Origin of the sequence: Cronbergia sp. UHCC 0137 (assembly GCF_034932285.1) — a bacterium.
Classification (GTDB): Bacteria; Cyanobacteriota; Cyanobacteriia; order Cyanobacteriales; family Nostocaceae; genus Cronbergia.
Genome location: NZ_JAYGHC010000041.1, coordinates 12,920 through 13,829 on the forward strand (window position 1 = coordinate 12,920; position 910 = coordinate 13,829).

The window sequence follows — 910 nt, forward strand, 5'->3', positions numbered from 1 at the left end:
GGATGAATAAAACCTCGATGAAAGCCAACTTAGTATTTCAAGACCTGAGCATTATTATTGCTACTAGGAATCATAACCCTCGTATTCTTACTTATGATTTTCTCAAGTGTAGTGATATTATTCCTATGGATTGGGAATTAGCACAAGAGCCGATAGTGAGTGAACAAGGGTCGCAGGTGATTTTCAGTAATGCGTTGAGTTTAGTAGCGCAACCAGAACGATTATTTTTCGTAGAAGTATTTAAAGATAAAGGGATTACGGATTTACAAGTTCCAGCGATCGCGCACAAATACGTCAAAGCATTACCTAACGTAGAATACCAAGCAGTAGGCATTAATTTACGCGCCTACGTCAGTCCCACTCAAGCAGACGGTGAAGCCGAAGTGCAGAACTATATGCAAAACTTACTAGCTCCCGGTGCTTGGCAAACAGTAGGTGATGCACCAGTCCAGCCATCTATTAAATTAACCTTCACCCTCAAACACTGCCAGTTCAACTTGAGTATTAACGAAGGTGTATTTCACCAGCAAGATCAAGAAACAAGTCCCATTATCTTATTCTCTGGCAACTTTAGCTACAACATCGAAGGTAATAACAAAGACGAAAGATTTAAATCACTCCATCAATCTTTAGATAACTGGAAAACAGATTTAGAAACCTATCAAGAAATTATCCAAACTAAATTTCTTGCCCCTCCAATACCAATTTTACAAGATGCTCCAGAAACCCTAGAGCGGGAAGTAATCAAAGCTAGATAAAGTGTTTTAGATAATATCAAAAATTCAAAAGGTTAATATATCCCCTGACTATAGGGGATTTTAGAATTTTTATTGTCAAGCTCATTATCTGAAAAATATCAAAACCAGTCCATCCAACTCTTGCCGTCAACACACAAAAAAGGAACAAACCC

The 910-nt window shown here is 38.0% G+C and carries 1 protein-coding gene; it reads left to right on the forward strand.

What is annotated here, in order from left to right:
• The first annotated feature begins 17 nt into the window (after positions 1-17).
• Positions 18-758 carry a hypothetical protein gene (locus VB711_RS19150; RefSeq protein ID WP_323287828.1) on the forward strand — a complete coding sequence of 247 codons (741 nt, stop codon included), beginning with the start codon at positions 18-20 and terminating at the stop codon, positions 756-758.
• Positions 759-910: the final 152 nt, after the last annotated feature.

Bases quoted from the DNA above. Each gene is read 5' to 3' on its own strand.
- VB711_RS19150 (WP_323287828.1), top strand. From the start codon at position 18: ATGAAAGCCAACTTAGTATTTCAAGACCTGAGCATTATTATTGCTACT.